This window comes from Marinobacter sp. UBA3604 (assembly GCF_002375325.1).
GTDB classification, from domain to species: domain Bacteria; phylum Pseudomonadota; class Gammaproteobacteria; order Pseudomonadales; family Oleiphilaceae; genus Marinobacter; species Marinobacter salarius.
This window is the reverse complement of the sequence record NZ_DFMB01000002.1, coordinates 78,020-89,347: the sequence shown is the minus strand read 5'-3', so window position 1 is coordinate 89,347 and position 11,328 is coordinate 78,020. Positions and strand designations below refer to the sequence as shown.

10 protein-coding genes are annotated in these 11,328 nt (G+C 56.4%); 6 read left to right on the top strand and 4 right to left on the bottom strand.

Annotation, left to right across the window (positions count from 1 at the left end; all coding sequences use genetic code 11):
• On the top strand, positions 1-1,275 hold a 1,275-nt coding region (locus B2590_RS00695; protein ID WP_286847779.1), incomplete at its 5' end, for a putative bifunctional diguanylate cyclase/phosphodiesterase.
• 24 nt (positions 1,276-1,299) lie between these two features.
• Here B2590_RS00695 and B2590_RS00690 read toward each other — a convergent pair.
• A complete protein-coding gene (locus B2590_RS00690; RefSeq protein WP_286810378.1) occupies positions 1,300-2,163 on the bottom strand; it encodes a DMT family transporter in 864 nt (287 codons plus the stop codon).
• 218 nt (positions 2,164-2,381) lie between these two features.
• Between B2590_RS00690 and B2590_RS00685 the strand changes: the two genes are divergently transcribed.
• Together B2590_RS00685 and B2590_RS00680 are read left to right on the top strand one after the other, a co-directional pair.
• Complete coding sequence (locus B2590_RS00685; RefSeq protein ID WP_286810376.1) at positions 2,382-3,125, top strand: substrate-binding periplasmic protein; 744 nt, start codon at positions 2,382-2,384, stop codon at positions 3,123-3,125.
• Positions 3,126-3,385: 260 nt separating this feature from the next.
• Positions 3,386-5,008, top strand: a complete 1,623-nt coding sequence (locus B2590_RS00680) for a M28 family metallopeptidase (RefSeq protein ID WP_286810374.1) — start codon at positions 3,386-3,388, stop codon at positions 5,006-5,008.
• A gap of 72 nt (positions 5,009-5,080) precedes the next feature.
• Here B2590_RS00680 and B2590_RS00675 read toward each other — a convergent pair whose 3' ends face one another.
• From B2590_RS00675 to B2590_RS00665, 3 genes are all read right to left on the bottom strand, one after another.
• The gene (locus tag B2590_RS00675; RefSeq protein ID WP_286810372.1) at positions 5,081-6,217 is read right to left on the bottom strand and encodes a glycerate kinase; all 1,137 of its coding nucleotides are present in this window, start codon (positions 6,215-6,217) and stop codon (positions 5,081-5,083) included.
• Position 6,218: 1 nt separating this feature from the next.
• Positions 6,219-7,562: a GntP family permease gene (locus B2590_RS00670; RefSeq protein ID WP_126811835.1), complete on the bottom strand. Its 1,344-nt coding sequence runs from the start codon at positions 7,560-7,562 to the stop codon at positions 6,219-6,221.
• 149 nt (positions 7,563-7,711) lie between these two features.
• Positions 7,712-8,800, bottom strand: coding sequence for a CdaR family transcriptional regulator (locus B2590_RS00665; RefSeq protein WP_286810368.1), 1,089 nt, complete (start codon positions 8,798-8,800; stop codon positions 7,712-7,714).
• A 78-nt stretch (positions 8,801-8,878) separates the two neighbouring features.
• Here B2590_RS00665 and B2590_RS00660 point away from each other — a divergent pair, with 78 nt between their 5' ends.
• The 3 genes from B2590_RS00660 (at position 8,879) to B2590_RS00650 (ending at position 11,327) form a co-directional block, all read left to right on the top strand.
• Complete coding sequence (locus tag B2590_RS00660; RefSeq protein ID WP_286810367.1) at positions 8,879-9,382, top strand: spondin domain-containing protein; 504 nt, start codon at positions 8,879-8,881, stop codon at positions 9,380-9,382.
• A 192-nt stretch (positions 9,383-9,574) separates the two neighbouring features.
• The gene (locus B2590_RS00655) at positions 9,575-10,444 is read left to right on the top strand and encodes a HalD/BesD family halogenase (RefSeq protein WP_206512118.1); all 870 of its coding nucleotides are present in this window, start codon (positions 9,575-9,577) and stop codon (positions 10,442-10,444) included.
• 31 nt (positions 10,445-10,475) lie between these two features.
• On the top strand, positions 10,476-11,327 hold the full coding sequence (locus B2590_RS00650; RefSeq protein ID WP_036209331.1) for a hypothetical protein: 852 nt from the start codon (positions 10,476-10,478) through the stop codon (positions 11,325-11,327).
• Position 11,328: the final 1 nt, after the last annotated feature.

The following is an 11,328-nucleotide window of genomic DNA, read 5'->3' as shown; positions in this document are numbered from 1 at the left end:
GGCGCTACGCGCCATGCCTGGCGCACCAACGAAAATACACAGCATGCGCTGTGCTATGTCGACCTTGATCAATTCAAAGTGGCGAACGACACGTCCGGCCACGATGCTGGCGACCAGCTCCTGCGCCAGGTAGCGAACATCATCGCCAACAATCTGCGTGAAGCCGACACCCTCGCGCGGCTGGGCGGCGATGAGTTTGGCATCATTCTGCAGAACTGCGACCTCAATACGGCCGGTCAGGTGGCTGAAAAGGTACGCGCGGCACTCGATCACCTCGTGTTTACCTGGCAGGAAACCAGCCACACCATCAGCTGCAGCATTGGTGTGGTGCCGATTAACAATGAGAGTTCGGGCATCAGCGCCCTCATGAAGGCTGCAGATATCGCCTGTTATGCCGCCAAAGACAGTGGCCGGAACCGTGTTTCCGTCATGTCGCTGGACGACGAACATATGGCATCCCAGCAAGGACAGATGGAGTGGCACAACCGTATCCAGACCGCTCTTCAGGAAAACCTGCTCTTCCTGGAGTGTCAGTTGATCACCCCCACCAACCGGCAAAACAATGGGTTGCGATATGAGGTTCTGGTCCGCATGCGATCGGCCGGCGGCTCGGTGGTGCCTCCCAGCGCCTTTCTGCCTCCGGCAGAGCGTTATGGCATGGCCGCCAGAATCGACCGTTGGGTTATCGAGAATGTCCTCCAAAACCTATCTCAGGTACCGGAACACCTGGAGGCACTGGAGGCATGCCACATCAACCTGTCGGGACGGTCGTTTGACCAGGCGGATTTTGCAGACTTCGTAGTGGACCTGTTCGGCCACTATCAGGTTCCGCCTGACAAGATCTGTTTTGAAATCACCGAAACAGCCGCCGTCCATAACCTATTGGAAATACAGTCCTTTATGAAACGACTGAGCCTGATGGGCTGCAGCTTTGCACTGGATGATTTCGGTTCGGGCCTGTCATCCTTTGGCTACCTGCGCCGGTTACCAGTGAACTGCCTGAAAATCGATGGCATGTTCGTGCGCGACATCGAGACCGATAAAACGGACTTTGCAATGGTCAGAGCGATTCACGATATCGGCCGTACCATGAATATGATCACTGTGGCGGAATACGTGGAGTCAGAGCAAGCAAGGGTGCTGCTCGACCAGATCGGCGTGGATCTTGTCCAGGGTTTTGGGATACACAAACCCTGCCCGCTGCAGGACATCCTGGCCATGGATCCCAGCCGGCTCTCGAAACAGATTGCGCGCCCCGGGGGGCATTCAGAATAAGCGCTCCCGATACCACCCGAGAGATTAACTGGCTCGACGAAACAGTACGTAATTCCCCAGGATGGCCAACAACGCACCCAGTACGGCGGTTGTTGTCCATTCAAACCCCTCCAGCCAGGTCGACACACTCAGGGCGACGACCGGAAAAAGCACTGTCGCGTACCCCGCCCTATCTGCTCCCAGGGTCTGAATCACCGTAATGTAGCAGTAGAACGCAATGATGGAACCGGGTACCGCCAGGAAAACCGTTGCGCCCCAGAAGGTCGCGGAGGTTGGCACCACCCACTCCACGCCCTGCAACAGGCACCAGACGCCGAGGATCACCGCGCCGTAAACCATGGCCCAGGCGTTCGCCACCAACAAAGGGATTTGTGCCAGCCGAACCTTGATACTCACCAGGTTCCCCATGGAAAACCAGAAAGTGCCGGCAGCCGCAAACAGGATGCTGGCACCGGTGGCGTTACCAAGCTGCAAATCATGCCAGAACAGCAGCGCCACGCCTGTAATCCCTAACGCCACAGCGGGATACAGACGGGCGGTGGGCTTCAACCGCAACCATAGCCAGCCATTCAAGGCATTGAACAGCGCCGCCAGTGAAAACACCACCGCCAGCAAACCACTGGTCATGGACTCGGCAGCACGGTATATGAGCAGGAAGTTCACGCTGTACAGCGTCAGCCCCTGCAAAAAAAGCCACCCATGCTGCTTGAGCGTCAACGTCTGCAGGCGCCCAAGCAATGCAAGCACTACCAGGGCTACACCGGAAGCCATCAAAAAGCGATAGAACACCGAAACATCCACCGGTGCAGACTCAACCTGTAGGCGAATAGCCGTCCAGGTCAGGCCCCATATCAACACCGTCAGTCCATAGTGCACAGAAATCGGCATAGCAGTATTTCCCTTTAATAAGTGACGCAGCGGTGGATCAAGTGGCCAAGCTTATGGCAGTGCGAGGGAGAAAGCCTGTCAGATCCTGACCACCTTACCTGCGACTTTCACTACATTGCCAAAATGTAAAGAAGAGGATTCCAGCATGCCATGCTGGCTCCCCAATCAATACCATGCCGCACTCGATAAATACGTAACTATCAACGTGGAGTGTGTTCATGAAAGGAAAATTCGGGCTGTTAATGGCCCTGCTCGTGACGGCAGGCTGTGCGACCGCCACTGAAGAACTGCGGATCTACACAGAACAATATCCTCCGTACAACATGACCACCAATGGTCAGCCATTTGCGCATTCGAAGGCAGATATTACCGGCCTTTGTACCGACGTTGTGAAAGCACTCCTCGGAAAGGCTGAGCTGGATTACAGCATCAAGCTTCGGGACCTCAGCTATGGGCTCAGCCGTGTCGAACGACATCCTGACCATGGCATTTATTGCGTGTCCAAAACAGACGATCGCGAGCCATTTTTTGACTGGGTGGGGCCGCTGTCCTCCATCAAGTGGACCTTATTCGCCAAGCCTGGCTCGCCCATTGAACTCGAGCGGCTGGAAGACGCCCGTCAGTATCGGATCGGCGGCTACAAAGGCGATGTGATGACGAACTACCTGGCGGACAAAGGCTTTGAAGTTTCGGCCATTAGCAACAATGGCCTGAACGCCCGGCGCCTGGCAGAAAATCAGATAGACCTATGGGTGGCTGACGGCCTTGCTGGCCCCTACCTGGCCGCTGATGCCTCCGATATAACGGGGCTTGAGCCCGTTCTGACCTTCCGTGAAACCCCGATGTATCTCGCCGTTCACAAAGAGACCTCCGCCGAGATTCTTCAGGCGCTCAACAGAGGTTACCAGGAGCTGGTTGAGTCCGGTGAAAAAGCGACCATCTCCCGTTCTTACGGATTCTGACTACTGATACAAAGTTGGTAATCCGCCTCCCGACCCGGTCATCAGCGCGGTAAGGAATCACGCTGATGACCGCCTCAAAAAACCCTAACGTTTTGTAATGTTTCTGGGATGGATAGACAAATATTCCACGACTAGTCTTGCGATAAGCATCGAAGGAAGTAGTGATGCCCGGGCCCCTGTTTCCCATCCTTTCAGGTGGCCCTCGCTGAAATCCGCCACAAGCGGATCTAACAACAAACTCCCAGGATTGGAGAAAACAAATGCATATCAGCACCGCAAGCCGCACCATGGCTTTAGGATCTCTTTTCTTTGCAATAACCGCACACGCCGCACCCGGCCAGAAATCCACCGCTGATTTACTCAATGATTTCTGGAGCCCGGATCGCATCAGCCCGTTCGAATGTCGCTTTGGCATTCTCAACAGCACCCCCTTCGGCCTGCCCCGATGTATGCAGGCAAGCAACATCCAATACCACCTGGACCGGTTATACGGCATTGCCGAGGCCAACGATGGCAATCGCGCTGCCGGCTTACCTGGATACCAGGCGACGGTCAATTACGTTAAAACCACACTGGAGAGTGCCGGCTATGACGTGACCATCCAGCAGTTTCCTTTCAATGCCTTCTACCCGACCGGGGATGGCATTCTGCAGGCCACGGCACCTACTCCGACCGACTATGTCTGGGAGGAGGACTTTACTTACCTGTCGCAGACCGAGCCGGGCGATGTGACAGGCATGGCCGTCGCCGTCGATGTTCAACTCGGCCCCGACAACACCTCCACCAGTGGTTGCGAACCTGAAGACTTTACCGACTTTCCGGCCGGTTCGGTCGCCGTCATCCAACGGGGAGCCTGCGCCTTCGGGCAGAAAGCAACCAACGCCGCCAATGCCGGCGCCACAGGTGTGGTTATTTTCAACCAGGGCAACACAGAAGACCGTAAAGGCCTGACCAACGCCACCCTGGGCGACGACTACGCTGGCGGCATTCCGGTTGTGTTCACCACCTACGACATTGGCGCTGGCTGGGTTGAGCAGCAGGACCTCCAGCTCAGAGTCGTGACCAACGTGGTGAGAGAGCAAACCGAAACGTCCAACGTGATTGCCGAAACTAATCGGGGTAACCCTGACAATGTCGTGATGACGGGCGCTCACCTGGATTCAGTGTTTGAAGGGGCTGGTATCAACGACAATGGCTCCGGCAGCGCTGCGTTAATTGAACTGGCGCTGCAAATGAAACGGGCTCACCCTCGTAATCAGGTCCGCTTTGCCTGGTGGGGTGCGGAAGAGGCCGGCCTGGTTGGCTCAACGTTCTACGTTAACAGCCTTTCCCAGGAAGAGAAGGACAAGATCAAGGTCTATCTGAACTACGACATGATTGGTTCGCCCAACTTCGGCAACTTTATCTACGATGGCGATGGTTCCGACTTCGATCTGGCAGGTCCTCCCGGGTCAGCCGCCACGGAGGCGCTGTTCGAGAAGTACTTCAATCTGCGTGAAATTGCCTCAGAGGGCACGCAAATCAGCTTCCGCTCAGACTACGCTCAGTTCTTCGAGGACGGCATAGCGTTTGGCGGGCTGTTTACCGGCGCTGAAGTGCTGAAAACCGAAGAGCAGGCCGCCAAATTCGGTGGCGAAGCCGGTGTCGCGTTCGACCCCTGTTACCACTCAGCCTGTGACGACATCACCAATGTTGACGAGCTCGCCCTTGAAATCAATGGCGATGCCGCAGCCTTCGTGACCAGTTGGTTGTCACTCTCAACCCGAGTGATTGACGAGGAAATCGCCGCAGCGGAAGAAGCGGAACCTGCGGCCGGTGCTCGCGCACTGCAGGCAGAGCCGCAACGCGACATTACCCATTGGGGTGACAAGTGGATCAAGTAACCCTTCTCGTTACATCATCCACTTAACGATGAGGGCCACTTTCAGGAGTGGCCCTTTTTTGTGGCCCGGGCGTCATTGCCCACGAATGGCATGAACCAGCCGGGCTAGCTGTTCTGCACATTGTTCCAGGTTTTTCTGTCCATCCCGCATGGCCTCATCAAGCGTCATCGGTTCTGGCACAATAGAGAACGCTGCGGCCAATCCCAGGTCATGAAGGGCCGTCAAGTCACTGCCCACTTTTCCACCCAGGCCAAGAACCGGCACTCCGTGCTTTCGGGCCAAAGCTGATACACCTGCTGGTGTCTTCCCTGCCGCACTCTGGCCATCAATCGCCCCTTCCGCCGTGATCACAAGATCCGCCGAACGCATCTGTGTCTCAAGCCCCACGGTCTCCATCACCAGCTCGATTCCGGACTTCAGGCTGGCGCCCAGAATACCCGCAACCATACCTCCAATCCCGCCTGCAGCACCGCTGCCCGGGAACGAACGTATGTCGTACCCGGACTTGCCCGCAATGTCCGCAAACCGGCTCAGGTTACGGTCCAGTTCGGCCACCTGTGCAGGAGTGGCCCCTTTCTGGGGGCCAAACACGGCTGCGGCGCCATCGGCGCCGTTCAGAGGGTTGCTGACATCACAGGCGACAACCAGGCGAGTGTTCTCCAGTGCTTTAACGGCGGGGGACACGTCGAGACTCGACAACAAAGCCAGGCCGGCGCCACCTGACGGAATCTCCTGACCATGGGAGTCCAGCAACCGGGCGCCAAGAGCCTGAAGAATGCCAGCTCCACCATCGGTTGTTGCGCTGCCACCCAGACACATCACCAGGGTGTCCGGTCTATGCTTCATGGCGGCCTTGATGAGCTCTCCCGTCCCCCGGCTGGTTGCCTTCATGGCATCCCTTCGGCCGGCAGGCACATGGTGCAACCCACTGCCTTCCGCCACTTCGACAACAGCAGTGCGGCCGTCGGCGACCAGACCATACTGCGCCGTTACTGGATCACCCAGTGGCCCTGTTACGTCAGCGCAATGCAGCGTCCCGTTTTGCGACTCAACCAGGGCCACCGTGGTTCCCTCACCGCCATCGGCGAGCGGAACCTGCACCACCTCATCCGTCGGCGCCCCCCGACTCCAACCGCGCGCAATCGCAGCCGCCACCTCCTTGGCAGGCAGACACTCCTTGAATGAGTCGGGCGCGATGAGGATCCGCATATTACAGTGCTACCAGTGAGGTCAGCCAAACCATCGAAATCGTGACCAGCCCCATAATCAGTGTTGCCGTGGTATGGGACTTATAGGCCGTAGCCACATCCATCTTGCTGAACTGGGAAACCACCCAGAAATAACTGTCGTTGGCGTGGGAAACCGTCATGGCGCCAGCACCGATGGCCATCACCGTCAACACGCGACCGAATTCCGAGTCCAGCCCCAGTTGCGTCATCAGGGGCGCCACAAGCGCCGACGTCGTGACCAGCGCAACGGTTGAAGAGCCCTGTGCGGATTTCAGCGCGGCAGCGACAAGGAACGGCATGATGACACCCAACCCGAGTGTCGAGAGCGTATCTCCAAGATAATCCCCCAATGCCGTTTCAGCCAGCACACTGCCAAAGGCCCCGCCCGCACCGGTGATCAGGATAATGGGAGCAGATACCTCCAGGCCCTTTTGCGTATGACGGGCGAATTCATCCAGCTTTTGCTTGCCCTGAATAAGCATCAACGCAAAGCCAAGGCCAATCATCAATGCGTTCAGAGGCTTACCAAGGAAATTCAGCGTCTCGTACAGAGCTCCCTCTCCGAGCGGAGCCGTCGGATAGCTCGCAACCGACCCCATACAAATCAATAGTATCGGGACAAAGATCGGTGCAAATGCAGCCCAGGGAGTCGGCAGCTCACCATAGTGCTCTCTGGCCTCCTCAAACGCCTCTTCTGCCAGCTCAAGCTCTGTGCTGCCCAGATTCCGGCTCCTGCTCGCCCAGAACAGGCCTGCCAGCGCGGCAATCAAAGCAAACACAAAGCCAACGGCAATAACCAGCCCCAGGTTGTCTTCCAGCCCCAGATTGCCGGCTGCCGCGATGGGGCCTGGCGTGGGTGGAACCAGAGTGTGGGTTGCAAACAGCCCTGTGGAAAGGGCCACCGTCATGGCTACCGGTGACACACTGAGCTTCCTCGCCATGGATCGTTTAAGGCTGTTCAGGATCACGAAACCCGAGTCGCAAAACACCGGGATGGACACGATAAAGCCAACCAGCGACATCGTCAGCGTCGGGAAACGCTGGCCCAGCAGTTTGACGATACTCTCCGCCATGACAATGGCTGCACCGGTGCGCTCAAGTATGACACCGATGATGGTGCCTAGAACGATCACCAAACCGATGTATCCCAGAATGCCGCCGAAACCCGACCTGATGGTACTCTCGATGGTGTCGATTGGCAGGCCAAAAGCAAATGCGGCCAGGAAAGAGGCCAGTAACAGGGTAATGAAGGGGTTCAGCTTGAGCTTGCTGGTGGCAAATACGATAAAGACGATCAATACCAGCAGAATCAGGACCAGATGCATTCATACTCTCCGTTCAGTATTGTTTTCTATGCGTAGGGGTCGGCATTCCTCGGCAGCTAGTTTAAAAGTTGACAGCACCCTGGTCGTTAGCGACGAGAACAATTTTTTTGCTAATTTAGTACATTAAATTGTGGACTTGAACAATTTTTCTAACGTGTTTCCAGGGCGAACTGGAGCACCAGCAAATCCCGGAGCACAAACGGAGACAGCCTGGTGAGCGCTTCGATTTTCTGCAGCCGATAACGCACCGTATTGGGGTGGATGCTTAGCTGGTCAGCACATCGCTTTATTTCGCCGTCACAATCAATGTACCGTGACAGCGTCTTGAGATAGAGTTCTCCCTGCCGATGCTCAACAAGGGGCTCAATCAGTGACTGCAATTCAGCTTGCTGCCAGTGTGGCGCAAGACTCTGCCAGAGCGCCGGAGTTCGAAGCTCTTCGTAGCGGAGAATGCTCGCTCCCGGTTTTCTCCTGCGCCCCACTTCCAGCGTCGCGGTAGCGGACTGATAACCGGCTACGAAGTTCCTGGTGAATGATTTTCCTGTCGCAAGAATGACGTCGTCTTTGCCACGGGCAGCCAAGGTTGCCAGCAGGTTTTTGAACTCAGACTGGCCTGGCCCGGTTTCCGCGAAAATCAGGAGCTGCCTTGGCGACAGGCGAACGGCAAGCGCTGCTCGATGATGCTGCTCGAGATAGGGTGCCAACGGCACAAGCACCTGCTCCACCGCAACCTGGGTTGTTGCTTCGAGTATCAGTCCTATCCTCGGACAATCAGCTTCAATACCCAACTGCTCGAACCAGATTTCCGGCACGGTTTTGCCTTCACACGCCGCCAGCAGCACGTCTTCAATCTGTCGGCGTCGATGCTGCCCTGCTTCCAGCAATGCCGCCTGCTCGAGCATTAGCTCAGCGGTAATACGAACCAGATCCGCGTACTGGGAGACCTCTTCAGGCGCACCGGATATACCAACAACAGCCGCCATCTCCCCGCCAACGGTGACGGGCAGATTTACACCCGGACGGGTTCCCGAGTACGCGCCGGAGCGAGAGTCATCAATGATCAGTGGATGCCCACTGCTGGCGACAAGCTTCGCAGCTTCATGGTGATCACCGACCCGGCGAGGCTCGCCGGACGCGATAATAATACCGTCCGGCGTCATCACGTTGACGGACCAACCAATCGCTTGCATTGTGCGGTCGACAATTCGTTGCGCAGTTTGTTCGTCCAGAGTCAGCACGTGTTTTCGGGGCCCATGGCAGGTTCAGAGAAGCGTTCCAAAGGTATTGTGCCGTAGAGAACCCTTCCGCTCCTAATAGTGACCGGCCAAGTAGCGCACGCCGCCAAAAATGGTGACATTATGCCGTTGGTTACCGCCTCGGACTCAGCGGGCGCCACCACGGTTGCCAATCCCGCTGCGGGACTGTTAGCGCCAGGAGAGACCACGACGGCAATCGTCAATACCAACAACGCCACAGCCAACACACAGCTTTCCGTCGTGGCCATGCTGCTGCCCACCAACGATGGCTTTCTGGCTCTCAACAGCCTGACAGTGCCCACCCTACCTGGCACTTACACCTACAACCTGAACGCCTACGACGCCGGCACCGAAGCCAATACCGAATCCGCTGACACCGTGCCCGGTCCTGCTGCCAGTGGACTGGCCGAGGGTTTCAACGCCGATAGGGACGATGTTAGAAATGCCGTTTACGTTCACCCCGGAGTCGTTACCCAAGACGATGGACTGAATGCCTCCACACTGGGAGGCAATCAGCGCTGGGATAACCCTATTGCGCGAGTACAAATTGAGCGAGTGCAGTAGACGATAGCCACAGGCACAACCCATTGTGCCTGTGGCCCCCTCCTACTGAGTAAGACCAAATACTCAGCGCGTTCCGACGAAATGTCAGTTATTCGTAACTGAAGCGTGGTTTAGGCTCAGCGATAACCAGACTCAACGCATCGTATATGGCATTTCGATGCCGCTGAGTATTTTCGTATGAGGAGCGCCACCGTGAACCTCTTCGGTTTCCAGCACAGCATCATCAAGAACTGTGTAAACCTCGCCAAGTACCCGCTGACCCTGCCAGGTGACAGTGCCTGGAACGACACCATCGACGGTATACGTCAGGATTTGGCGAGGGAAGGTTGCGCCATTCTTTCATCCTTTATTTTGCCGGAAGCTCTGGTACGTCTTGAGGCTGAAAGTTCAGCAATGGCGATCAACGCGTACTACAGGACGGAGATGGTTAACGCCTACAACATCGATATCAATACGGTGCTCCCCCGTTGGCACCCTGGCAACCTGACCATGGAACGTGGCAACGCATTTGTTGCACGAGACCAGATTCCCTCAACGGCTATAATCCAGCAACTCTACACCAACCCACTGTTCCAGAGTTTCATCGCAGATTGCTTCCAGCTTAAACGCGTCCACGAGCTGGCTGACCCGTTTTCCGGGCTCGTACTCAATGTCATCGCTCCCGGCAAAGAGCATCCGTGGCACTTCGATACGAATGAATTTACTGTCAGCCTGCTTACCCAGTCGCCAGAGGCGGGTGGCCTATTTGAATATTGCCCGCACATCCGCACAGCTCAGGAAGAGCACTTCAGAGACGTCAACGCTGTTCTCAGGGGCTCACGTAGCGGCCGTATTCGTAAGATCAACCTGTGTCCCGGCGACCTACAGCTCTTCATGGGGCGTTACTCCCTGCACCGTGTAAGCAGAGTCGAAGGCGCGACCACTCGACACTCCGCGATCTTTGCGTACAGCGAACGCAGGGGTGTTATTGGAAGCCCTACACGAACCCTTCAGCTATTCGGACGACTGGCGCCAGTCCATACGGCAAGAGCTGTGGTAAGAAACGATCACTTGCTGGATTAGCTATCAACAGGCTTTTGCTAACGGAGGCGCAATGAACGATACATCGCAACTGGACAACACCGGCAAAGTCTCACTGGATCACATCTATACCGCACCGGACCCCCGTGACTATTTCATAACGCTCCAGCGGCTTGGTTATTGCATCCCTCAACTGGCGCTGCCCCACTTTACCAACCTGATTGACGCTTATCGCCGGACTAGGCGAGTGTCGACGCCAACCATTGTCGACATTGGCAGCTCCTATGGCATCAATGCCGCGCTGATTCGCTACGGCACCAACATGAACAGGCTTTACAAACACTACGGCTGCCAGAGCGCTGGGGCTCTGTGCAGGGACGCATTGATCAAACGCGACCGAATGTGCCTGACGGCGCAATCGTCAAAAGATCACAGCCGATGGATTGGTCTCGACTGCTCAGCCCCGGCACTAACGTACGCGATCGACGCAGGGCTGTTAGACGATGTGATAAACGCGGACTTTGAGCATGACCAGCCCACGGCAGAGCAGCTTGCGCAACTTGAGAACACGGACATCGTTCTATCGACCGGTTGTGTGGGGTATGTGACGGAAAAAACCATCACGCGAATTATCGATGCCTCCGGAGAAAAACGCCCCTGGATGGCGCACTTTGTTCTGAGAATGTTCTCTTTCAAAGCGGTTGCTGACGCGTTGACTGTACGGGGCTACGAAACCAGAAAAGTGGCCGGCGTTTTCAGGCAACGTCGATTCGCTGTCCCACAGGAACAGGCGCGGGTGCTTGCCGCGCTGGCGGAGGCAGGCGTTGATTACCGGGGCGTTGAGGATGATGGTTGGCTCTATGCAGAACTGTATATCTCAATGCCAGCCAACGAAAAACCGATCCATGCCGACACAAGAGAATAGC